At 61.1% G+C, this 23,235-nt stretch carries 19 protein-coding genes; 14 read left to right on the top strand and 5 right to left on the bottom strand.

Translation table 11 applies throughout. From position 1 onward, the window contains the following. The first annotated feature begins 52 nt into the window (after window positions 1–52). Genes tssI through ACP7B0_RS21710 form a run of 6 tightly spaced genes read left to right on the top strand, consistent with a single transcriptional unit; the run spans window position 53 to window position 7,228 of the window. Window positions 53–2,170, top strand: coding sequence for a type VI secretion system tip protein TssI/VgrG (tssI, locus tag ACP7B0_RS21735; RefSeq protein WP_426143738.1), 2,118 nt, complete (start codon window positions 53–55; stop codon window positions 2,168–2,170). A gap of 16 nt (window positions 2,171–2,186) precedes the next feature. Then, entirely contained in the window at window positions 2,187–3,011 is an 825-nt protein-coding gene (locus ACP7B0_RS21730) for a DUF4123 domain-containing protein (RefSeq protein WP_426143736.1), read from the top strand. Then, window positions 3,008–3,532, top strand: coding sequence for a DUF3304 domain-containing protein (locus tag ACP7B0_RS21725; protein ID WP_426143735.1), 525 nt, complete (start codon window positions 3,008–3,010; stop codon window positions 3,530–3,532). Before ACP7B0_RS21730 ends, ACP7B0_RS21725 begins: the two co-directional genes overlap by 4 nt. Next, on the top strand, window positions 3,517–4,086 hold the full coding sequence (locus ACP7B0_RS21720) for a DUF3304 domain-containing protein (protein WP_426143734.1): 570 nt from the start codon (window positions 3,517–3,519) through the stop codon (window positions 4,084–4,086). The genes ACP7B0_RS21725 and ACP7B0_RS21720 overlap by 16 nt, the downstream gene beginning before the upstream one ends. After that, complete coding sequence (locus ACP7B0_RS21715; protein ID WP_426143733.1) at window positions 4,071–4,640, top strand: DUF3304 domain-containing protein; 570 nt, start codon at window positions 4,071–4,073, stop codon at window positions 4,638–4,640. The genes ACP7B0_RS21720 and ACP7B0_RS21715 overlap by 16 nt, the downstream gene beginning before the upstream one ends. Continuing rightward, a complete protein-coding gene (locus ACP7B0_RS21710) occupies window positions 4,625–7,228 on the top strand; it encodes a T6SS phospholipase effector Tle1-like catalytic domain-containing protein (protein ID WP_426143732.1) in 2,604 nt (867 codons plus the stop codon). Before ACP7B0_RS21715 ends, ACP7B0_RS21710 begins: the two co-directional genes overlap by 16 nt. A 120-nt stretch (window positions 7,229–7,348) precedes the next feature. Here the strand turns inward: ACP7B0_RS21710 and ACP7B0_RS21705 are convergent, their stop codons facing one another. After that, window positions 7,349–8,245, bottom strand: a complete 897-nt coding sequence (locus ACP7B0_RS21705) for a hypothetical protein (RefSeq protein WP_426143731.1) — start codon at window positions 8,243–8,245, stop codon at window positions 7,349–7,351. A 544-nt stretch (window positions 8,246–8,789) separates the two neighbouring features. Between ACP7B0_RS21705 and ACP7B0_RS21700 the strand changes: the two genes are divergently transcribed. Beyond that, complete coding sequence (locus tag ACP7B0_RS21700; RefSeq protein WP_426143729.1) at window positions 8,790–9,299, top strand: BRO-N domain-containing protein; 510 nt, start codon at window positions 8,790–8,792, stop codon at window positions 9,297–9,299. On the opposite strand, the gene ACP7B0_RS21695 is transcribed toward ACP7B0_RS21700, so the two are convergent. Next, a complete protein-coding gene (locus tag ACP7B0_RS21695; RefSeq protein WP_426143728.1) occupies window positions 9,273–9,806 on the bottom strand; it encodes a hypothetical protein in 534 nt (177 codons plus the stop codon). The two genes, ACP7B0_RS21700 and ACP7B0_RS21695, sit on opposite strands and share 27 nt — an antisense overlap. A 196-nt stretch (window positions 9,807–10,002) precedes the next feature. On the opposite strand from ACP7B0_RS21695, the gene ACP7B0_RS21690 reads away from it, so the two are divergent. The 5 genes from ACP7B0_RS21690 (at window position 10,003) to codA (ending at window position 16,518) form a co-directional block, all read left to right on the top strand. After that, entirely contained in the window at window positions 10,003–11,898 is a 1,896-nt protein-coding gene (locus tag ACP7B0_RS21690; protein ID WP_426143726.1) for an FTR1 family protein, read from the top strand. A gap of 223 nt (window positions 11,899–12,121) precedes the next feature. After that, window positions 12,122–12,574: a YaiI/YqxD family protein gene (locus ACP7B0_RS21685; RefSeq protein ID WP_426143725.1), complete on the top strand. Its 453-nt coding sequence runs from the start codon at window positions 12,122–12,124 to the stop codon at window positions 12,572–12,574. 220 nt (window positions 12,575–12,794) lie between these two features. Continuing rightward, complete coding sequence (codB, locus tag ACP7B0_RS21680; protein WP_426143723.1) at window positions 12,795–14,060, top strand: cytosine permease; 1,266 nt, start codon at window positions 12,795–12,797, stop codon at window positions 14,058–14,060. Then, the gene (locus ACP7B0_RS21675; protein ID WP_426143722.1) at window positions 14,057–15,280 is read left to right on the top strand and encodes a PucR family transcriptional regulator; all 1,224 of its coding nucleotides are present in this window, start codon (window positions 14,057–14,059) and stop codon (window positions 15,278–15,280) included. Before codB ends, ACP7B0_RS21675 begins: the two co-directional genes overlap by 4 nt. Further along, window positions 15,277–16,518 carry a cytosine deaminase gene (gene codA, locus ACP7B0_RS21670; RefSeq protein WP_426143721.1) on the top strand — a complete coding sequence of 414 codons (1,242 nt, stop codon included), beginning with the start codon at window positions 15,277–15,279 and terminating at the stop codon, window positions 16,516–16,518. The genes ACP7B0_RS21675 and codA overlap by 4 nt, the downstream gene beginning before the upstream one ends. A gap of 63 nt (window positions 16,519–16,581) precedes the next feature. Here the strand turns inward: codA and elbB are convergent, their stop codons facing one another. Beyond that, window positions 16,582–17,241, bottom strand: a complete 660-nt coding sequence (gene elbB, locus ACP7B0_RS21665; RefSeq protein ID WP_426143720.1) for an isoprenoid biosynthesis glyoxalase ElbB — start codon at window positions 17,239–17,241, stop codon at window positions 16,582–16,584. Window positions 17,242–17,470: 229 nt separating this feature from the next. After that, window positions 17,471–18,118 (bottom strand): DedA family protein, encoded by a 648-nt coding sequence (locus ACP7B0_RS21660; RefSeq protein ID WP_426143718.1) that lies wholly within the window; start codon window positions 18,116–18,118, stop codon window positions 17,471–17,473. 219 nt (window positions 18,119–18,337) lie between these two features. Between ACP7B0_RS21660 and hemB the strand changes: the two genes are divergently transcribed. Both hemB and ppk1 read left to right on the top strand, forming a co-directional pair. After that, a complete protein-coding gene (gene hemB, locus ACP7B0_RS21655; protein ID WP_426143716.1) occupies window positions 18,338–19,348 on the top strand; it encodes a porphobilinogen synthase in 1,011 nt (336 codons plus the stop codon). Between the two features lie 16 nt (window positions 19,349–19,364). Beyond that, complete coding sequence (ppk1, locus tag ACP7B0_RS21650) at window positions 19,365–21,575, top strand: polyphosphate kinase 1 (protein WP_426143715.1); 2,211 nt, start codon at window positions 19,365–19,367, stop codon at window positions 21,573–21,575. On the opposite strand, the gene ppx is transcribed toward ppk1, so the two are convergent. Next, complete coding sequence (gene ppx, locus ACP7B0_RS21645) at window positions 21,562–23,064, bottom strand: exopolyphosphatase (protein ID WP_426143714.1); 1,503 nt, start codon at window positions 23,062–23,064, stop codon at window positions 21,562–21,564. The two genes, ppk1 and ppx, sit on opposite strands and share 14 nt — an antisense overlap. Between the last annotated feature and the right edge of the window lie 171 nt (window positions 23,065–23,235).

The raw sequence follows: 23,235 nt of genomic DNA, 5'->3' as shown, positions 1-23,235 counted from the left end.
AATTGCCATGACCCCGCCGGGCGGGAGGTTCTTGCTAAGTAAGGATCTCTAGATGCTCGCCGCCGCCAAGCAACCCCGATTCACCCTTAGCCTTGAGCAAGCGCATCGCGAAATGCGCGTCCTTGGATTCAACGGCAAAGAGGGACTAAACCGACCCTATCGGTTCCAGATTCAGTTGGTCTGCGAGCGTAGGGACCTCGATCTCAATAGCATTGTGCATCAACCTGCTTTTCTTGCTTTTGATGAGCAAGGCAATGGCGTTCATGGCCTGGTGCGGGCCTGCTCTCAAGGGCGTAACCAAGGGCGCTGGACCCACTATGAACTGACGCTGGTGCCGCATCTGGATTATCTGCGCCACCGCATCAATCAGCGGATTTTTCAACGACAGACCGTCGAGCAAATCATCGCCACTGTGCTTGACGAGAACGGCATATTGGCCGACCGGCGCGACTTTCTGTTGTCGCCAAGAGGGTATTCACCTCGCACCTACTGCACGCAGTACAAGGAAAGCGACCTGGATTTCATCCAGAGGCTATGTGAGGAGGAAGGATTTTCCTATCGCTTCGAGCACAGCCCGACGCAGCACAAGCTGATAGTGAGTGACAGCCAGATCGCGTTCAACCAGCTGTCGCGCCCGGTCAGCTTTGTCATGGATGATGCAATGGTTGCCGACGAAACGGTGATCAATCAATTCAGCGTGGGTGTCCAGGTGGGAACGTCGCGGGTGATCACCGCCGACTACGATTTCCACAACCCGCACCAGGAACTGCAAGGCAGATCCTCCGTGCACTGCGAGCAATCGTTGCCGCCAGGTCCGTGCCTTGAGCACTACCGTTATCCGGGCTTGTTCACTCGGGGAAATGACGGCCATCGCATCGCGATGCACCTGTTTGAAAGCCATCGGGTGGCGACGCACCAGGCCACCGGGGCAAGCAATCATCCGCTTATGCTGAGCGGGCAATGTGTGGCACTGCAGCAGCATCCGCGCAAGGACTGGAATGACCGCTGGCTGCTCATCAGCGTCGAGCACGCGGGCAAGCAACCTCAGGTGCTGGAAGAATCGGCACACCCCGAAGCCGCTTCCTCAGAAGACGGTTTCTCCCAGGGCTATCGCAACACGTTCTGCGCCATGCCCTGGAAAGGCGAATACCGTCCGCCGATCGAACACCCCAAACCGTTGGCTTTGGTCAGCCAGACGGCGACGGTGTGCGGGCCTGCAAACGAAGAAGTCCATTGCGATGAATACGGTCGAGTCAAAATCCGGTTTCGCTGGGACCGCTCCGGTACCGAAGACCACAACAGCAGTTGCTGGGTGCGGGTGGCGTCAAGCTGGGCAGGCAATGGCTATGGCGCGATAAGCATTCCGCGGGTGGGCATGGAAGTCATCGTGACGTTCGAAGAGGGCGATCCCGACCGACCGCTGATCACCGGATGCCTGTTTAACAGCGTCAATCGGGTGCCGTATGAACTGCCCGCCAACAAAACCCGCAGCGTCTTCAAAACCGTCAGCTCCCTGGGAGGCGGCGGCTCCAACGAGCTGCACGTCGAAGACCGCAAGGGGGCCGAGCGGATCTACCTCCATGCCCAGCGCGACCTGCACAGTCAGGTGGAAAATGACTGCCACCTGGAAGTCGGCAACGACCAGCACAGCATCATCAAGGGCGACAGCCTGACCCAGGTGCGTGGCGAAGAAAGCCACACTACCGTCGGCCCGCGCAAGGTTCAGGTCGGTGCCGATGATCACTTGAACGTGCTTGGCAGCAGCAATACCCAGGCCGCTCAGGCGGTTGTGATCGGGGCAGGGCAACAGGTGCACATCCAGGCCGGCGCGCAAGTCGTGATGGAAGCCGGTGCCACGTTGACCCTCAAGGCGGGCGGGCAACATCTGCTGATCACCCCCGCCGGCATTTTCAGCAGTTGCCCGATTCTGCCCGGCGGTGTGCCCGTGCCCGGTGTCGGCATGGGCATGGGTGCCCCTCGGTTACCGGGTGAAACCCCCGCCGAAGCGGCTGGCCGTTTGCTCTCCATCGCGCCTGTGCCGGGGCTGACTCTTAAAGGCTGGGAATCCCGAGTGGAGCTAGAGCCCGAGATGCCGGTGCCAGAGGCGGCGGTGTGTGAAGAATGCCTGCAAAAAGCACGCGCCATGTTCGATCCGCTGATAAAGCGCTGACCCAGGGGACTGTTTGATGTCGATGTACGTCAAGGACTGGCTGAACCATTTGCATGCAAGGGCCATGGGCAAAGGGCTCGGTCATGTGGATGTGCTGATCAATGCCACAGGGCTTGAGTATCCATTACTGCCAGAGCTCAGGGCATTGCAACCGGCACCGCTCATCGCCCTGCTGTTTGAAGGTACCCCGGAACACGCATTGGCGCAGCAGGGGCCGGTGTTGGTGCGGCTGACGCGCCTTGAGGCAGACCATTTTGAATGGCTGGATCAATTTCTTTCCAGGCTGCACCGCGAGGCGCGGGTGATTTCGCCCTTGAGTGACTGGCCTTTTGAAGCCTTGGCCAAGCATCTGCGTTGGTGCTCACAGGCGCAATGGGACCGAGGGGCGAGTCACGGCCTCTTCTGTTATTACGATGCCCGCCTGTTTCAGGGCAGCGTTCAGGCGCTTGCTGCGCCGTACTCAACGCGCTTTCACGCGGCGGCATTCAGTTGGTGCTGGCTGGACCGCAGCGGGACATCGCGAGAGTTGGCCGGGCGGCATTGCCGCCACACAGAGGCTCCTGATTCGCCGTCTGCGCTGGTGCTGAACGAAGAACAAGTGACCTGGCTGCGTGCCCGAGGTGCCGCCGAACGTTGGTGCTGTGACCATGACATCAAGCCTTACCAATATGGCCTTAACCGCCACGAAGACCTGATTCAGCACGTCTTCCATGGCCAATTGGCGGCCAGTCGTGAGCGGGGCAAGCTCAACGACGCGCAACGGGACGAATTCATTCGCCAGTGGCTCGCGCAGAACTCGCCCTGCTATCCAGGGCAACCGTCGCCGGAGCGCAAGTCATGAGGTGCGGTGCAGCCTTGGCGCTGCTCTGCGCCGTGGCGCTTTCAACCGCCTGCACTCCGAAAAAATCCGAACGCGGCAGCGCGCCCATCGAGGGCTACAACCACACCTCGGCGGCGATCAACTGGTTCACGGTCAACGGCAATGGCGGCTCCAATTTCGGCCCGCACATGGGCGGCGGCAGCCAGACGTGTTGCATCTCCCTGCCAAGGCAATGGCATCCCGGCCTGACGGTGCTGGTGGAGTGGGAGAAGGATCCCAAACCACACGATTACGGAAGCTGGCCGGAGCGTCGATTTTCGGATGAGTGGAACGCTCGTGTGAAACGCCATCGCTCCAGCTACACCCGTCACAGCGCCATCGTCGAAGTGGCGCCGTATGAGGAGCTGGGTGTGCTCAGCGTCCATTTTTTGCCTTGCGATCAGGTCAAGGTCGCTGCCAGCCTGACTTATCGCGGCATGCCGAATCACCCTTACAACTATCCCTACAAAATGGAAGTGCCTGCCGTATGTCCGAAGCCCTGACGTTGCAACGCCGTGCCTCAAAAAGCCGGACACGGCAGGCGGGGGTGATGACCTTGCTCTGCATAGTGCTGCTGACCACCGCCTGCACCCCGACAAAATCCGAACGCGGCAGCGCGCCCATCGAGGGCTACAACCACACCTCGGCGGCGATCAACTGGTTTTCGGTTAACCGCAATGGCGGGCCGAATATCGGGCCCTACGGCGGTGGGGGTAAGCAGAACTGCTGCATCTCCCTGCCAAGGCAATGGCATCCCGGCCTGACGGTGCTGGTGGAGTGGGAGAAGGACCCCAAACCACACGACTACGGAAGCTGGCCGGAGCGTCGATTTTCGGATGAGTGGAACGCTCGTGTGAAACGCCATCGCTCCAGCTACACCCGTCACAGCGCCATCGTCGAAGTAGCCCCGTATGAAGAGCTGGGTCTGCTCAATGTGCATTTTCTGCCTTGCGATCAGGTCAAGGTCGCCGCCAGCCTGACTTATCGCGGCATGCCCAGTCACCCTTACAACTACCCCTACAAAATGGAAGTGCCTGCCGTATGTCCGAAGCCCTGACGTTGCAACGCCGTGCCTCAAAAAGCCGGACACGGCAGGCGGGGGTGATGACCTTGCTCTGCATGGTGGTGCTGGCCACCGCCTGCACCCCGACAAAATCCGAACGCGGCAGCGCGCCCATCGAGGGTTACAACCACACCTCGGCGGCGATCAACTGGTTCACGGTCAATGGCAATGGCGGCTCCAACTTCGGCCCGCACATGGGCGGCGGCAGCCAGACGTGTTGCATCTCCCTGCCAAGGCAATGGCATCCCGGCCTGACGGTGCTGGTGGAGTGGGAGGAGGACCCCAAACCACACGACTACGGAAGCTGGCCGGAGCGTCGATTTTCGGATGAGTGGAACTCTCGTGTGAAACGCCATCGCTCCAGCTACACCCGCCACAGCGCCGTCGTCGAAGTGGCGCCGTATGAGGAGCTGGGCGTGCTTGATGTGCATTTTTTGCCTTGTGACCGGCTGGCGGTGGCCGCCGTTGCCCAATTGCCGGGGCAGCCCGGTTACCCCTTCAACTACCCCTACAAAATGGAAGTGCCTGCCGTATGTCCGAAGCCCTGATCCCTAAGCAGAACCGTCCGGCTCCGCAATCTCTGAGCCGTACGCCTGCATTCGAAGCCACCGGCGTTCTGCCCCGCACCTCGGAGGCGGTGGCGCAGCATGTTCGCGTGCAACAACTGCCGCTGAGGGATGCGGAATATGCCGCCGAGCTGCAGGCCGAGGCCGAGCACCGCGCTTACCCCGGCCCGCCGTGCATGAAAATGTTGAACATCACCCTGTGCTTCGACGGCACCAATAACCATGAGCCGTCCGACAAAAAAGGCATGCCACCGACCACTTCCAATGTGGCCCGGCTGTATCACGCCAGTATTGGCCCGGAAAATGGGGAGGGCCAGAATTCAGCCAGTAAAGAGGGGTTCTTTCGTTATTACATCCAAGGCGTCGGCACCGAGTTCAAGGAAATCGGCGAGTACGAACCCTCGGGTGCGGGGCTCAAGTACGCCACCGGCGGCGAAAACCGCATCAACTGGGGCCTGACCCGCTTGCTGGACGCCGTGGGGCGGACCTGTGGGGATCCACCGCTGAGCCATGAAGCGGCCTATGAACTGGTCCGAAAAATGGGCACTTCGATGACCGAAGACGTGCTGGGCGCGGGCCTGTTCAGCGACAGCCATGAACGTCGGGTGCGGGCGTTTCAGGTGCCGTTGGCCACCTTGACCCGGCGCGTGGATTGGGTGCACCGGGCCAAGACCATTCCCAAAATCATCGCGATCCGCCTGTGGGTGTATGGCTTTTCCCGTGGCGCTGCGCAGGCGCGGGCGTTTGCGAGCTGGCTGGAGCAACTGACCCGAACCGAAGTGGACGGCGAAACCTGCTACCTGTTCGCCGGCATTCCCATCCGCATTGGCTTTCTGGGGCTGTTCGACACCGTGGCGGCGGCCGGCATGGCGTATCTGATGCCTTTTGCCGAAGGGCATATGGGCTGGGCCGACGATTCGTTGCGCCTGCCGGATTCGGAACGGTTTCTGGAGCGCTGCGTTCACCTGGTGGCCGCCCACGAACAGCGCGGCTGCTTCCCGGTGGACTCGATCCGGCGCAAGGCCAACCCTGACGACCCGGACTGTCCCTCCACCTACCGGGCTGGCACTTTTGAATACCTTTACCCCGGCATGCATTCGGATGTGGGCGGCGGCTACCCGCCCGGTGATCAGGGCAAGGCGTTGTGGGGCGGCGAGCACCTGTTGTCGCAAATCCCTTTGCAGCATATGTACGCCGAAGCATTCAAGATGGGTGCGCCGTTACAGGTGCCGCCAGAGGCGCTGAGCTCGAATCAACGCGAACGCTGGCCGTGGATTCAAATGGACTTCGAGACCTTCGAAGCCTTCAACGTCTCCGACACCCTCGCCAACCGCTTCAACACCTGGCTCGCCGATTGTAAACACGGCCCGCTGGAAAACGTCATGGCCTCCCAGGCCGAGCTGATCACCGGCTGGCGCATCAACCGGTATGCCAATTCGATGTTGCGCACCACCGTCGGGTATCAGCATTACCGGGGAAAGGACATGACCGCCCAGGAGATCGACGCCTTCGAGGCCCTGCACGCCCGGCACCTGGCAGACACCGTCGCCCTGCAAAAGGGCAAACCGTTGGCACCGCTGAGCGAAAGCGAGCAGGTGCAGCACGACGAACACCTGGCCATCAAACAGGCTTACGAGCAACGCACCGGTGCCCGGCAACCCATGGCGCTCAATGCCAGCAAGGCGTTCGAGCCGGACCTGACGCACCGGCAGATGGAAAACGCCATGAAGGAGTTTCTCCGGGATTATCTGGGGGACTGGAAGCCCATGGACAATGACGCGGGCTGGTCGACGGGAACCCTGGTGAACGCGCTGTTCGGCGGGCTGGTGTACATGACCAACGAACAGGACGAGGCCGACGAATACCGGCGTCTGCGCGAGGGTGGCAACAAGGCTTTTTACCGGCTGTACGACCCCGACAACGGCGAGGCGCTTGACGATAAAGCCGCGGGGCTGACCCTGCTGTTCGACGAGCACGTGCACGACTCCCGCGCCTGGTTCATGAACGCGGCCCTTAACGAGCGGGAGCTGTTCAGCGACTACTTTCGCTATCGCGGCGTGTTTTTCGACGACGAATCCAACAAACGACTGTCGCTGCTGGCCACCACCGGGCAAGTGCTGGGCGTGGCCCTTGCCGTGGCCAGCGTCGGGCTGACCGTCAAGCGCAAGGACCCGCGCTACCTCACCGGGCTGGTGCTGCCGTCGCTGGCTATTCCAGCGATGCGTGGCAAGCTGGGGCCGACGCAAATCATCGCCACCGACAGCCTGACCGGCATTGCCCTGCCCATGGTGGAGGTGCCGCCACCGCTGCGCGACTTCACCCGACAACCCGGCGCCGTGGCCAGACAGGCCGCCGCCTTGCCACTGCCGCCGCCCCTCAATGAACAAACCGCCACCACGCCCGAGCTGCAACAGGTCCTGGACGCCGTGCACGCAGCGGCCGCCCTGAAAGAAGCGGCAAGGAAAAACGCCGAACCCAAACAGGAACTGGACATGCTCAGCCAATTCCTGGCGGACATCCATCCGTTGTGGCTGGAGCTGGCGAAGAAAAATTCCGGGGCGGGCAGTTAGGGTCACAGCGCTGTTGTCTGCGATGCGCTGGCCGGGTCGCAGGCAACACTGCTTACCTATTCAGCTTCAGCGGTGTATCCGGGCGCAGCGGGACACGTCCAACCCGGCACACCCTCGGGTTCAATGCCGCACAGCCAGGTAGCGCGCGCGCTTTTTCGGGTCCCAGGTGCGGCTCAGAACGTGACACACGTGGCACCAATGCCCTTGGCGAATGCTGAGCAGGGGGGCGTACCATGCGTGCCCCTGATCGCATAGCCAATGCATAGGCGTACTGATGTTTTTGTATTCCGTGGACAGGCATTGCCCGCCGCGCTCGCGGGCATGCTGCTGGGCGATCGTGAGGGTCAGCCCATGTTCCAGTTTGTAGCACTTCAGGCACCAGGAACCCGTTGTCACGGTGTTGCCGTTTGCCTGCCATTCATGCCCGGCGTCACAGCGAAAGCGGTACTGATGGCTCATGCCATGGTAGATGTCATCCAGGCAGGTTCCGCCCCGCTGTTGAGCGGCCTGATGAATTCGCGCCAGATTGTCGGTGCGCAGCATCCTCTTGCCTCGCTGCTCATGCCCGCAGGGATAGCACCACGCGCCACGCTTGATCCGGGTGGATGTCGCTTCCCACTGGTGGCCTTTTGCACAGCGGAAATGGTGGTGCTCAGGGCGTTTGCTTCGAGACAGGTATTCGCCGCCGTGGCTGGCGGCGATGGCGCGCAGAGCCTCTTCCATGGCCGCCCTGGACTGGCGTCGGCGGGCCTGAACGCAGCGGGGGCAGTTGAGGTGGCGACGGATATTGAGGTAGGGGGTTTTCCATTCATGGCCGCACTGGCATTGAAACGTCATCAAGCCAGGATTCTTCACCCATCGCTCATCCAGCCAGCGCAGCCCCGCCGCCTCGGCTCGGGTGCGCAGCGTGCGGGCGTACTCTTCGCCCAGGCACTCCTTGCAGGTGCGTGGCCCAAACGCCAGCGCCAACACCGGGGTGCGTACCATCAGATGGCCGTTGCGGCAGATGAAGCGCATCGGTGTGTTCCAGGATATCCACTGTTGGTCCAGGCACCCGAAGCCAAACCGGTCGGCGGCGGCCCGCAATTTGGGGCTGCGATCAAGAACGGGGTGTGTGGGAGCTGGCTAGGTCATGGGCGAGGGTCTGCGGGCAATGGAGCGCGGTGGGCGTGACGCGCAGTATTGCGGCCGGTTGCGGCGGCCTAAAATCAGACATTTCCGATACTCGTGTAGGGCGAAAGCCTTCTGCGGGTGGGGCCCGGCTGAAGCTTTTGTCTGCACAGCAATCCGGCTTGCTCCGGGCCTGTCACGGTCATACGCTGCGGCCTGCTGACTTTTTCAGCACCGGGTTTGGCGATCCGAATTAGAGCAGTCACAATGTACGGGCATTTCAAAGACAGGCCATTTTCGCCTGACTTCGTTATGGCTGTTGTGTGCGGGAGACCTGTGGGTCTGCCGGATTTGCTCTTCTGCCGGTTCGCCAACCTGCACACAGCGGCCACCTTTTTCGTTTGGCGACGTGTTGGGTGGCTATGGCCAAACAAAAGAGATGTTTACCGATATGACCGCAACCTTGACGCACACCCCCATCACCTTCACCCGCAACAAAACCCGCCTCCACGCCCTGATTATCGACAATCAGGCGTGGTTCTGTGCCCGTGATCTGGGCTATCTGATGGGCTTTTTTCTGGATGGGCGTCTGGCCCGCAAGCTTGACCCGGACCAACGCAAGACGCTGTGGCTGTACCGCTACGGCGAGGCGCAAGAGATGTTGATGCTCAGCGAGTCGGGCGTTTACGCGCTGCTGGTCTATCACCTGACGGCCGCCAATCGGGGCCTGCGTGAGTGGTTCGACCATCATGTGGTGCCGGCGCTGCGGGACCGGCACGAATACGGCCGGGTGCAACGGCCCACATTGGGCGTGCTGGAGGGGCCGGGCACTTCCCTGAGCCTGCTGCACTGGCGCAACGAGCCGTGGATCCGGTTGCGGGACATGCCCAGCGTTTTGCTGGATGCGCCTTGCCGACGGAGCTGGAACCCGCTGTCATGGTTTACGTCCCCGTCGTCGTAGGTTTTTTTTCGAGGTGTCCCGGCGGCCGGGTTTTATCGGCTGGTCGCCGGTCTCGACGCCCGGGATCTGCGCTTCCAGGGTTATGAACAGCGCCTCGCGTTCGGCTTTTCGGCAAATGCGGCACCATTCTCCCGAGCGTATCTGGCTCAGGCTTTGTTCCCACGTATGCCCTTCGCGGCATTGCCACGGCATTTTGACCAACGAATTGCGGTAGTGCGTCGCCAGGCATTTGCCGCCCATTGCCTTGGCATGCTTGCGGGCATCGTTCAGGGACAGTGAGCGGGGGCGCTGCACGCACAGTCGGCACCAGTTGCCGCGATTGCCGTACCGGGCGGGGGCGGTCCATTCGTGCCCGAACTCACAGCGGTAGTGGCACATTTTCTCCTCCCCCTCGAGGGTTTCATTGAGCAGTACAACGCGTGAGCGGTGGGGTGGGTAATCGGTCATCTGCGGGTCTCGGGTCGGGCTGACGAAATGGCGCGACAAGCGTCGAGACGGATTATTCAAAGGCTGCGCGAAGAGTGGGGTCAGAAACGGCCGCAAATGGCGTAGGACGTGTTTCGATCCTGTTGGGGGAATGGCCTACAGCGTTAACGTCAGTCGAGAAATACGCAATATTCAGTAACAAACTTCGGCCAAAGCCTTGAGTACGGGCGCTTGGACGTGAACAATGTAATGCCAAGCATTCTTATTGAGATTCACGATGTCGATGCGCTCCCGTTTTCTGGCCTGGCTGATGCTGCCGGTGCTGGCTGTCTGCAGTTTCAACCTGTTGGCCGATGCCACTGATGGCGCGGCGCAGGCTTTGCACTTGCTCGATTACATTGGCGCTGATTACCCGTCCACCGTGGCCGACGGTAAGGTCATTGATGAGTCCGAATACCGCGAACAGGTGGAGTTTCTGGGCGTTTTGCAGGGGCTGGTGATCGCCTTGCCCCAGCGCGCCGAGCGTGCCGAGCTTGAACACGGCGTCGCCAGCCTGACCGAGGCCGTGGCCAAAAAACAGGACGGCCCGGCGGTGGCGCGTCAGGCGCGGCAATTGGGCGCGAAGCTGGCAGTGGCTTACGAGGTGAGCCAGGCACCGGTGATTACGCCGGACCCTGCCCGGGGCGCGCCGTTGTACGCCCAGCACTGCTCGGTTTGCCATGGCGATGCCGGTGCGGGGGATGGCCCGGCGGGGATCGGCCTGGAGCCGCCGCCTGCCAATCTGCGGGATGCGGCCCGTCTTGATCGGCTGAGTTTGTACGACATCTACAACACCCTCGGGCTTGGGGTGTCGGGGACGGACATGCCGGCGTTTGCCGATCAACTGGACGACCGCCAGCGTTGGGACGTGGCGACGTACATTGCCGGTTTCAGCGCCCAGCCGGTCACTGCGCCGGGCAAGACCTACAACCTGGCCGATCTGGCGCGTCAGACGCCAGCCGAGGTCAGCGCGGCTGAAGGCGCGCCTGCTGCCGCCACTTTCCGAGCCCAGCGTGCTCAGCCGCCGCAGGTCCAGCGGGGCCCGGCGCAGTTGCTCGACTACACCAGCCAGACCCTGGACAAAAGCCTCGCCGCTTACCGGGCGGGCGACCATGAACAGGCTTACGACTTGTCGGTAGCGGCTTATCTGGAGGGCTTCGAGCTGGTGGAAAGCTCGCTGGATAACGTGGACGCCAACGTGCGCAAGGACACCGAAAAAGCCCTGATGGCCTACCGTCAGTCATTGCAGGACGGCTTGACGGTGGCGCAGGCCGAGGAAAAGCTGGCGTTCGCCAAGGGCAAGCTCAAGGCGTCCGCGGACCTGCTGGGCAGCGATGGCCTGAGCACTTCGTTGAGTTTTATCTCCGGCTTGTTGATTCTGCTGCGTGAAGGCCTTGAAGCGATTCTGGTGCTGGCGGCGATTCTTGCGTTTCTGCGCAATACCGGCCAGCAGTCGGCTGTGCGCAGCGTCAATATCGGTTGGGGCCTGGCGCTGTTGGCGGGTCTTGGGACCTGGGCGTTGGCCGCGTATGTGATTGACGTGAGCGGGGCCCAGCGTGAGCTGCTCGAAGGTGCCACGGCGCTGTTTGCCAGCGTGATGGTGCTGTGGCTGGGGGTCTGGATGCATGATCGTCGCCATGCGGCGGCGTGGCAGGATTACATCAAGAGCAGTCTGGTGGGCGGTGGCGGCCGGTTCGGCTTTGCGATTCTGGCGTTCTTCTCGGTGTATCGCGAACTGTTCGAAGTGATTCTGTTCTACGAAACCCTGTGGTTGCAGGCGGGTCCGGCGGGTCACAATGCGGTCTTGGCCGGGGGTGCGACGGCGCTGGTGTTGCTGGTCGGTCTGGCGTGGATCATTCTGCGCGGCTCGGCGAAACTGCCGCTGACCGTTTTCTTCGGCATCAACGCTGCGCTGTTGTGTGCGCTTTCGGTGGTGTTCGCCGGACATGGCGTCAAGGCGCTGCAAGAAGCCGGCATTTTCGGCACACGGCCGGTGCCGTTCTTTGAGTTCGACTGGCTGGGTATTCACGCCGATGCTTACTCGTTGAGCGCTCAGGCGATTGCCCTGACGGCCATTGCGGTGTTGTATGGCCGCAGTTGGCTGGCCGAGAAGCGCAGGGCACAGGTGGCGTAAGCTACAGACCTGGACCCCGGAAACGCCTGGAACAGCGTCAGCAGACGCCTGTTCCATTGCCGTTTGCGTTGTAAACAGTGTCACCTTCGCTTGGCAATCCTCGACCCGTTGGAGCGAGGCTTGCCCGCGAAGGCGTCAGGTCAGGCGAGGCTATGTCGACCGGGAGTTCCGGTTCGCGGGCAAGCCTCGCTCCAACATTCATCCACTTTGCAAGGCGATTCCCATGCGCGTCTGGATCGATGCCGATGCCTGCCCCAAGCAGGCCAAGGACCAAGTCATCAAGTTCGCCTTGAAGCGTCAGTTCGAGGTGTTGCTGGTGGCAGGGCAGAGTCAGGTCAAGCCAACGTACAGCCTCGTCCGACTGATCGTGGTGCCCAGCGGGCCGGATGCGGCGGATGATTATCTGGTGGAGCATGCGGTGCCCGGCGAGTTGGTGATTTGCAGCGATGTGCCGCTGGCCGACCGTTTGGTGAAGAAGGGCGTGGCCGCACTCGACCCCCGTGGCAAGGAGTTCGACGCGCAGAACATGGGCGACCGACTGGCTGTGCGTAATCTGTTCACCGACTTGCGGGATCAGGGCCAGATGGGCGGTGGTCAGCCGCCTTATGGCGATCGGGAAAAACAGGCGTTCGCCAATTCGCTCGACCGCATTCTGACCCGCCTCGCTCGTTCGTAACCCTGCCTGAAACGGTGCATTCGCGCCTCACAATGAATCACTCTGCACAGTCTGAAGGCTGATCATCTTCTGAAAATGTGCAGGGTGCACATCACTGCTTATCACTAGTGCCTGCTTTTCTCTGCTTCGAGCGGTTGTTCGCAATGGGCCTGTTTATTGCTCCTGGACAAGCCTGCCATTGAGTCCGAACCCCGACCCTTTCGATGTGGAGCTAAACGATATGAGTTCACCCGGCGAATTTCCCTTGAGCGAAGCCCCGCGTGAAGCGCGCAAGGGGCTGCTGTCCATTTCCATGGTGTTGTTCAGTTTCACCTTCTTCACCGGAACCATGTTTGCCGGTGGCAAGCTGGGCATGGCGTTCAACTTTGTCGACATGCTGTGGATCGCCGCCATCGGCAACAGCCTGTTGGCGCTCTATGCCGCCGCGCTGGCGTTGATCGCCTCGCGCAGCGGCCTGAATACGGTATTGATGGGGCGCTTTTGCTTTGGCGAGGCGGGCAGTCGTCTGTCGGACTTTCTGCTGGGGTTTGCCGAACTCGGCTGGTATGCCTGGGGCACGGCGACCGTGGCCATTGTTCTGGTGAAAATGCTCGGCCTGGCGGGCGGCTTTACGATCCCGCTGATGATCCTGTTCGGTATGGGTTTCAGTATCACCGCGATCATCGGTTACAAGGGGCTCGACGTGTTGTCGCGGGTGTCCGTGCCGTTGATGTTCGTCCTGCTGATCATTTCCATCTATATCGCCACCCATGACATTGGCGGCTTTCAGGGCCTGGCGGCCGTCATCCCCCATGAAACCATGACGTTCTCTGCCGCCATCACCATGGTGTTCGGCACCTTCGCCAGCGGCGCGACCCAGGCGACCAACTGGACGCGGCTTTCCCGCACCGGGCGCATTGCGGTGATCGCCAGCGTGGTCAGCTTCCTGCTGGGCAATGGCTTGATGGTCGTGGCGGGTGCGTGGTGCGCCATGGTCTATCAGCAAGCCGATATCGTTGAAGTGATGATGCTGCAAGGCTTGTCCTTTGCCGCCGTGGTCATGCTTTGTCTCAACCTGTGGACGATTCAGGGCCCGACGATCTACAACGTGTCAGCCGCCGCCTGCCACCTGCTGCGCAGCGAGCGGCGCCGCACCATGACCCTGATTGCTGCAGCCCTGGGCGTGGTCCTCGCCATTGGCGGCATGTATGAAATGCTGATTCCGTTTCTGGTGCTGCTGGGTTCGATCATCCCGCCCATTGGTGGCGTGATCATGGCTGACTTCTGGTACCGCCATCGCGGCAAGTACCCGGCCCTGAACAGCGTCACGCTGCCGCGCTACAACCTGTTGGGCCTGAGCGCTTACGCCGTGGGTGCCGCGCTGGCTTACTTCTCGCCCTGGATTGCACCGTTGGTGGGGATTGCTGCCTCGGCGCTGTGTTACATCGTCATGCTGGAAGTGACCGGTCGCCGCACAGTTGTCATCGGTGTGCAGGAGGAGCTTTGAGCCTCACGGTCGAAGAAATCCTGCAACTGCCCGGTCTGGAAGAAATGACCCTGTGTGCCGGTGCCCGCCACCTGCACCGCAGTGTGCGCTGGTCCTACGTGGCGGAAAACGAAGGCATCGCGGAGTGGGTCATGGGGGGCGAACTGGTGTTCGTCACTGGGATCAACCACCCGCGCGACGAGGCCAATTTGCTGAGTCTGGTGCGCGACGGTGAAGCCAGTGGCATCGCCGGTCTGGTGATTCTGACCGGAGGCTCATTCATCCGGAAAATCCCCCAGGCCGTGATTGATCTGGCCGAGGAGTGCGGTCTGCCGCTGATTGAGCAGCCGTACTTGCTGAAGATGGTCATCGTCACGCATTTGATCGGCACGGCGCTGGTGCAGATGGCGCAAACCAAGCGTTCCCGCCACGACATTCTCGGCCAGTTGCTCTGCGGTGATTACCCGAGCCTGGCCATCGCACGCCAGCGTGCCGCGCACCTGAACCTGCCACTGGACGGCCCCCGTCGTCTGGTGGCGCTGCGCCTGTCGGCGGTGAACCGGTTATTCGATAACCATGCGCCTCAAGAGGCCGAACGGCAGTTACAGCAGACCCGGCAAGCCGTGCAGGACCATCTCGATGCCTGGAACCGCACCTTGTCCGACACGCTGCCGGTCATCGTTCAGGGGGATCTGTTCATCCTGTTGCTGCCCGAGCACGACGGCATTCGCGCAGACCTGTTCGGTCTCAATCGCGAGCTGCACCGGCTGATCGGCGACCTTGCGCTGTTCATGGGGCTGGCGAGCCGGGTTGAGGACTGCGGGCAGTATCAGCAGGCCCTGAATGAAGCACGACAGGCGCTGGACGTCGCGGAAAACCTGCGTCCGGCCAACGGGCTGTGCGATTTCAGCGAGCTGGGCGTGTTGCGTCTGTTGCAGGCCATTGCGGATCGCTCGGTAATTGATGCCTTCGTCAAACAGACGTTGGGGCCGCTGATCGAAGCCAACCGCAAGCAGCCCCATCTGCTGATCGAAACCCTCGACGCTCTATTGCAGGAAAACGGTAACGCGCTCAAGACGGCCCAGCGCCTGAGCATTCATCGCAACACCCTCAATCAACGGATTCAGCGCATCGAGCAGCAAAGCCAACAGTCGCTCGATGACCCGCTGTTTCGGATGAACGCTTCGGTGGCGCTGCTGGTGTGGCGCATGACCGAGGCTCAACGACAGGAACGACCATGAAAATCATCAATGCCACGCTGCGTAAAACCTCAGGGCTGCACACGGTCAGTTGGGAAGGCGAACGCATCAGCGACATACGTGTGCAGGCCGGCCGAGTGTCGGCGGAGCCGGGCGACATCGATGCTCAGAGCCAGTTGCTCATCGCACCCTTGGTCGAGCCACACATCCATCTGGATGCCACGCTGACGGCGGGCGAGCCGGAATGGAACATGTCCGGCACGCTGTTCGAAGGCATCGAGCGCTGGGCGCAACGCAAGGAAACCATCACCCACGAAGACACCAAGCTGCGCGCCCACACCACCATTCGTATGTTGGCTGAGCACGGCATCCAGCATGTACGCACTCATGTCGATATCACCGACCCGACCCTCGGCGCCCTCAAATCAATGATCGAAGTGCGCGAAGAAGCCCGGGGCTTGATTGATCTGCAGATTGTGGCTTTTCCCCAGGAAGGCATCGAATCCTATGCGGGTGGGCGCGAGTTGATGGAGCGTGCGGTCGAGCTGGGTGTCGATGTGGTCGGCGGTATTCCGCACTTTGAAAACACGCGGGAGCAGGGCGTCAGTTCGATCCTGTTTCTGATGGACCTGGCGGAGCGCAGCGGCTGCCTGGTGGATGTGCATTGCGACGAAACCGACGACCCCAATTCGCGCTTCCTCGAAGTGCTGGCCGAACAGGCGCGAGTGCGGGGCATGGGCAGCCGTGTCACCGCCAGCCACACCACCGCCATGGGTTCTTACGACAACGCTTATTGCTTCAAGCTGTTTCGACTGCTCAAGCTGTCGGGCATCAACTTTATCTCTTGCCCGACCGAAAGCATTCACTTGCAGGGTCGTTTTGACAGCTACCCCAAACGTCGCGGCGTGACGCGGGTCGCGGAGCTGGACCGAGCCGGAATGAACGTGTGCTTTGGCCAGGATTCGATCAAGGACCCTTGGTATCCGCTGGGGAACGGCAACATTCTGCGGGTGCTGGATGCCGGACTGCACATCTGCCACATGATGGGGTTTGAGGATCTGGCGCGCAGTCTGGATCTGGTCACCGACAACAGCGCCCGTGCGCTGAATCTTGGCGACCGGTATGGCATCGCCGTAGGCCGTCCGGCCAATCTGGTGTTGCTGGACGCCGACAGCGACTATGAGGCCGTGCGCCGTCAGGCCAAGGCACGGGTGTCGATTCGTGGCGGCAAGGTGCTGATGACGCGGGTGCCGGAGCGGGTTGAGTTCATGGGCTTGTAGACCTTTGATCGCTGCCTCACGCGTCACGCAAGGCGGCGATAGGCGACCATTCACCGACTCGGCTCACTCCTGCGTCAGCTCCAGCACGCGGTCCACCAGCTTGTTGATCCCGGCGGCGGCTTCACCAATGGATTGAGCCACCATGTAGGCCGGGGTGCTGACCAGTTTGCGGGCGGTGTCTTCGACGATGTCAGTGACTTCGCAGTCGCGGTGCTCGCCCTTCATCCTGACGATGGCCTGGGCCGTTTCGGCATCGTTGCCGATGGTGCAGATCACGCCCGGGCCATAGATCTTTGCCGCCAGCGCCGGGGAAATGCAGATCAGGCCGACGGGTTTGCCTGCCACCGCAAACGCCTCTGCCAGGGCCAGCACTTCCGCTTGAACCTTGCAGTCGGCGCCCGCCGTGGCGAAGTCCGACAGGTTCTTCGCCGCCCCGAAACCGCCGGGGATGATCAGCGCATCGAATTGCGTCACGTCGGCTTCGCGGATGTCTTCGATGGCGCCGCGTGCGATGCGTGCCGACTCAACCAGTACATTGCGGGTCTCGAGCATTTCCTTGCCCGTCAGGTGATTGATGACGTGATGCTGCGCGATATTGGGCGCAAAACACTGCACCCGCGCGCCACGCTGATCGAGGCGCAACAGTGTCAGGACGCTTTCCTGAATTTCCGCACCGTCATAGACGCCACATCCGGACAGAATCACGGCGACTTTCTTTTGCATGCCAGGCACTCCCTAGGGTCAACGGCTCATGAACTTGCCTGCTCGGAACCTTGATTACATGAATCGTAGCTATAGCAAGACTATAGCGAGGCGTTCACTGTGTGTGACAAGGGCGTGGGGCAGGGATTCAATCGGCGGCTGATTTGCGCGGGTGGGGCGAGGGGTATCTGGAGGGGCGATCAGGCCTGTTCGTGTGCGCACTGCGCAGCTGCGGTGCGCACACGAAAGCTTATTCGTCAGCGGTTTTTTTGATCTCGACCACAACTTCAGCCGGCACGTCCGTGGCCAGGGGCGTGATGAGCTTGGCTGCCGCTTCTTCCCGGGCGATGCGGGCGTTCTTGATACGCCGGCGTAACCACAGCGCCACGCCGATCACCACCAGCGCACCCAGCACCCAGAGCTCGTATTTCTTGATGTTGCCCAGCAAACCTTCAAGCACCGCGCCGAAGTGATAGGCCGCAGAGCCCAACGCTGTCGCCCACACCGCCGCGCCAATGCCATTGAGCAGCAGATAACGCCCCGGTGGATAACCGGACAAACCAATCGCCACCGGCATGACCGTGCGCAGGCCGTAGACAAAGCGGAAGCTCAACACCCAGATATCGGGGTGTCTGCGAACATGCTCCAGCGCCTTGTCGCCCATCAGTTGCCATCGGGGCCTGCGCGCCAGTAGTTTGCGACCGTGTTTGCGCCCCATGAAATACCAGAGCTGATCGCCGGCGTAGCTTCCGAAGAATGCCACGATCACGACCAGTTTGATGTCCATGTATTCGCGGAACGCAAGAAATCCGGCAAGCACCAGAATGGTCTCGCCTTCAAAAAAGGTGCCGATGAAAAGGGCAAAGTAGCCAAATTCCTGCAAGAAATTTTGGAGCATTGTCTGGATGCTGGCGAAATGAACGCGCAGCCTAACTCGCCCAAGGCATTCGTGAAAGTGTCGATATGTGTCTCGACGTTAAAGTTTCCTGCAGGGACAATGGCTGCGGCAAGGCTGCGGCCTCAAGTCGCATGCTGACCCACGACCGTCACACATTGGTCATAATGGCGGCTTATAACTGTCACGCTTGCCCGTGTATGCGGGCTCAGGAGTCTTGCCGTGAGCTTTACCCCAGCTAATCGCCTCTTCCCTTTGACTCGCCTGCGTCGCAACCGCCGGGACGATTTCTCTCGTCGGCTGGTTCGCGAAAACGTCCTGACCGTGGACGATCTGATTCTTCCTGTTTTTGTGCTCGAGGGTGAAAACCGTCGCGAGACCATTGCGTCGATGCCCGGCGTCGAGCGTCTGAGTATCGACCTGTTGCTGGAAGAAGCGCAGAACTGGGTTGCCCTGGGTATTCCGGCGCTGGCGCTGTTCCCGGTCACGCCCCCTGAAAAGAAATCCCTGGACGGTGCCGAAGCCTGGAACCCGGACGGCATTGCCCAGCGCGCCACTCGCGCATTGCGTGACCGCTTCCCCGAGCTGGGCGTCATCACTGACGTGGCGCTTGATCCGTTCACGACCCATGGTCAGGACGGCATCCTCGACGAGAACGGCTATGTGCAGAACGACATCACTGTCGATGCGCTGGTCAAGCAAGCGTTGTCCCATGCCGATGCAGGTGCCCAGGTCGTGGCACCTTCCGACATGATGGACGGGCGTATTCAGGCCATCCGCGAAGCGCTGGAACTGGCGGATCACGTCAATGTGCGGATCATGGCGTATTCGGCCAAGTACGCCAGCGCCTATTACGGGCCGTTCCGCGATGCGGTAGGGTCGTCGTTGAACCTGGGCAAGGCCAACAAGGCGTCCTATCAAATGGACCCGGCCAACAGCAACGAAGCACTGCACGAAGTGGCCGCCGACCTGGCCGAAGGCGCGGACATGGTGATGGTCAAGCCGGGCATGCCTTATCTGGACATCCTTCATCGGGTCAAGGATGAGTTCAAGGTGCCGACCTTTGTGTATCAGGTCAGTGGCGAGTACGCGATGCACATGGCCGCCATTCAGAATGGCTGGCTCAGTGAAGGGGTGATTCTTGAATCCCTCACGGCTTTCAAACGCGCTGGTGCTGACGGCATCCTCACCTACTTCGCCGTCCGCGCTGCTCAATTGTTAAAAGGGCAATAACTTCACAGGATCACACATGAATACCGAAGGACTCACCGAAGCCGCTGTTGATGTCGCTGTTCCAGAGGCTCTGCCCGTGGTCGAGCCAAGCATCGAAGTCATACCGGTTGTTGTCGAGGCGCCGCACTCTGTGCCGGCCGTCGTCGTGCCGAATCTGGACGACAGCAGCCTGTATATCCACCGCGAACTGTCGCAGTTGCAGTTCAATATTCGCGTGCTGGAGCAGGCACTGGATGAATCCTATCCTTTGCTGGAGCGGCTGAAATTCCTGCTGATCTTTTCCAGCAACCTCGATGAGTTCTTCGAAATTCGTGTCGCCGGTCTCAAGAAGCAGATTGCCTTTGCTCGCGAGCAGGCTGGCGCCGATGGTCTGCAACCTCATCAGGCCCTGGCCCGCATCAGTGAACTGGTGCATGGCCATGTCGATCGCCAGTACGCGATCCTCAATGACATTCTGTTGCCGGAGCTGGAAAAACATCAGGTCCGCTTCATTCGTCGTCGTCACTGGAACGTCAAGATCAAGGCTTGGGTGCGCCGCTATTTCCGTGACGAAATCGCGCCGATCATCACGCCTATCGGGCTGGACCCGACGCACCCGTTCCCGTTGCTGGTCAACAAGAGCCTGAACTTCATCGTCGAACTCGAAGGCATCGATGCCTTCGGTCGCGACTCGGGTCTGGCAATCATTCCTGCACCACGTTTGCTGCCCCGTGTCATCAAGGTGCCGGAAGACGTGGGCGGCAGTGGCGACAACTTCGTGTTCCTGTCGTCGATGATCCATGCTCACGCCGACGATCTGTTTCAAGGCATGAAGGTCAAAGGCTGCTATCAGTTCCGCCTGACCCGAAACGCCGATCTGGCGCTGGACTCCGAAGACGTCGAAGACCTCGCCCGCGCCCTGCGCGGCGAGCTGTTCTCCCGTCGTTATGGCGATGCCGTGCGGCTGGAAGTGGCCGATACCTGCCCGAAACTTCTGTCGGACTACCTGCTCAAGCAGTTCAACCTGGCCGAATCCGAGCTGTATCAGGTCAATGGCCCGGTCAACCTGACGCGCCTGTTCAGCATCACCGGGCTGGACAGCCATCCCGAGTTGCAATACCTGCCGTTCACGCCAGCGATCCCCAAGCTGCTGCAGAACAGCGAGAACATTTTCAACGTGATCAGCAAGCAGGACATTCTGCTGCTGCACCCGTTCGAGTCGTTCACGCCGGTGGTCGACCTGCTGCGCCAGGCCGCCAAGGACCCGCATGTGCTGGCCGTGCGCCAGACCCTGTATCGCAGCGGCGCGAACTCCGAGATCGTCGATGCGCTGGTGGATGCCGCCCGTAACGGCAAGGAAGTCACGGCCGTGATCGAATTGCGTGCCCGCTTCGACGAAGAGTCCAACCTGCAACTGGCCAGCCGCCTGCAAGCGGCCGGTGCGGTGGTGATCTATGGCGTGGTCGGCTTCAAGACCCACGCCAAGATGATGCTGATCCTGCGCCGTGAAGCGGGCGAGATCGTGCGTTATGCACATTTGGGTACGGGTAACTATCACGCGGGCAACGCACGCCTGTACACCGACTACAGCCTGCTGACTTCCGACGATGCCCTGTGCGAAGACGTCGGCAAGTTGTTCAGCCAGTTGATCGGCATGGGCAAGACCCTGCGCATGAAAAAACTGCTGCACGCGCCGTTCACCCTGAAGAAGGGCATGCTCGACATGATTGCCCGGGAAACCCAGTTTGCGGTTGAGGGCAAGCCAGCGCACATCATCGCCAAGTTCAACTCGCTGACCGATCCGAAGATCATCCGCGCGTTGTACAAGGCCAGCCAGTCAGGTGTGCGTATTGATCTGGTGGTGCGTGGCATGTGCTGCCTGCGTCCGGGCATTGTCGGCGTGTCGCACAACATTCAGGTGCGCTCGATCATCGGTCGCTTCCTGGAACACACGCGGGTGTTCTACTTCCTCAATGGCGGCGAAGAGCAGATGTTCCTGTCCAGCGCCGACTGGATGGAGCGCAACCTCGACAAGCGTGTCGAGACGTGTTTCCCGGTGGAAGGCAAGAAGCTGATCCTGCGGGTCAAGAAGGAGCTGGAAAGCTACCTGACCGACAACACTCACAGCTGGCTGTTGCAGTCTGACGGGCGTTACGTGCGCAGCATGCCGACGGGCAACCAGAACCCTCGAAGCGCCCAGGCGACCCTGCTGGAGCGCCTGAGCAACCCGGTCCTCAGCGTACGCTGAGGTCGATGCCGGCCCGGGTCAGCCACTCCGCTTCCAGCGCGAAGTCGGCCTGGGTCAGCTGGTTGTTTTCCAGCCAGCCATCCGGGAACTGCACGTCCAGGTGCTGACCGTTGGCGTTGAGCACCACTTGCGGCATCTCTTGGGTGCCGCGAATGTGGTGGAACAGAATCGCAAAGCGCAACAGCACGCACAGGCGAATCAGCTTGATGCCTTCATTGCCGAAGTCGGCGAACTTGTCCTTGGGGATATTACGGCGATGACCGCGCACCAGCAGCGCGAGCATTTGCTGGTCTTCGCGTGAGAAACCGGCCAGGTCGGAGTGCTCGATCAGGTAGGCGCCGTGCTTGTGGTAATGATAGTGGGCGATGTCCAGCCCGACTTCATGCACCTTGGCGGCCCAGCTGAGCAGCTCTTTGTAGCAGTCGTCTTCCAGATCCCACGCCTTGGCGACTTGCTCAAGGGCGTGCAGGGCTTTGCGCTCGACGCGAGCGGCCTGTTCCAGATCGACGTGATAGCGGTCCATCAGCGAGCTGAGCGTGCGCTCACGCACGTCTTCGTGATGATGGCGGCCCATGAGGTCATACAGCACGCCTTCACGCAGGGCGCCCTCACAGTGGTCCATACGCTTGAGTTCCAGCGCGTCGAAGATGGCTTCCAGAATCGCCAGGCCCGCCGGGAAGATCGCACGGCGGTCAGGCTTGATGCCGTCAAAGTCGATTTTTTCCACGTCGCCCAGTTTGAAGACCCGGCGCTTGAGCCAGGCCAGCCCGTCAGCGTTGACCTCACCCGCGCCATAGCCGTTGGCCTTGAGTGCCAGGCCGATGGCGCGAATGGTGCCGGACGAGCCGATCGCTTCATCCCACTTCAGTCGGTGCAGGGCGTGCTCGATGCTCATGATTTCCAGACGCGCGGCGGTGTAGGCCTGGGCGTAGCGCGCCGGGGTGATCTTGCCGTCTTTGAAATAACGCTGGGTAAAACTCACGCAGCCCATTTGCAGGCTTTCGCGCAGCAGCGGTTCGAAGCGCTGGCCGATGATGAACTCGGTGCTGCCGCCGCCGATGTCGGCCACCAGGCGTTTGCCCGGCGTATCGGCCAGGGTATGGGAAACCCCCAGATAGATCAGGCGCGCTTCTTCACGGCCGGAAACCACCTCGACGGGGTGCCCCAGAATCTCTTCGGCCCGACGGATGAAGTCGCCCCGGTTGCGGGCTTCGCGCAGGGCGTTGGTGCCCACGATACGCACGGCACCCGGCGGCAGACCGTTGATCAGTTGCGCGAAACGCTTGAGGCAGTCCAGGCCGCGTTGCATGGACTCTTCGGAAAGCTGTCGCTCTTCATCGATGCCTGCGGCCAGCTGAACCTTTTCACCCAGGCGTTCCAGAATGCGGATTTCGCCCATATTGGCTTTGGCGACAACCATGTGAAAGCTGTTCGAGCCCAGGTCGATGGCGGCGATCAAGGAAAGATTCGTGGCTGTGGATTGCGGCATGGTCTGAAAGTCCCGGTCGATAACCGCGTCATCGTGCCACGATCCATGTCCGCCGCCAACGCGAAGCTGTCGGAATGGCTATTTGCCTGCAACATCAATGGCCTGGATCAATGCCGATGGCTATGGGTCGAGGGCGTTTTTTCACCGCCTTTTCAAAGAGACGATGTTGAT

Source organism: Pseudomonas sp. DWP3-1-2, assembly GCF_049896285.1.
Lineage (GTDB): Bacteria > Pseudomonadota > Gammaproteobacteria > Pseudomonadales > Pseudomonadaceae > Aquipseudomonas.
Note: the sequence above shows the minus strand (reverse complement) of the source record. Positions and strands in the feature narration are given on the sequence as shown.